Genomic DNA, 388 nt, shown 5'->3' on the forward strand with positions numbered 1-388 from the left:
GTGGAGAACCGATCCCAAAAGAAGGGCTGGAGATCGGCCCTGTTCCCCCGGGATGCTCCCTCGTGGTCCCCTGGCTGTCAAAGGAACTCGCTGGACTTCCGTGCATGAAAAAACCCCGACTCTCAGAGGAGAAGCCGGGGTTCCTGGATCTCGGCGACAAGTCGCCGGATCTTGATGTGGTGGAGCTGGGGGGATTCGAACCCCCGTCCGCAAGCCTTCATCGCGCAGTTCTACATGTTTAGCGATCTGTTTTGATCTCGCTTCCGGAATCGCGCAGTCGCACGCTAAACCGGACGCCAGCACCCTATTTTCTCGTTTCTATCCAAGGTACCCGGACAGAAACCAGCCAATGTAATTATCTTTGCAGATCGAAGTCGATGGATTGCTC

At 55.9% G+C, this 388-nt stretch carries 1 other RNA gene; it reads right to left on the reverse strand.

Annotated elements, in window-relative coordinates:
• Positions 1–177: 177 nt before the first annotated feature.
• Positions 178–388, reverse strand: a transfer-messenger RNA (tmRNA) gene (ssrA, locus tag D7X12_RS45805); the annotation flags it as partial.

The sequence above is a fragment of the Corallococcus sicarius genome, from assembly GCF_003611735.1.
GTDB classification, from domain to species: domain Bacteria; phylum Myxococcota; class Myxococcia; order Myxococcales; family Myxococcaceae; genus Corallococcus; species Corallococcus sicarius.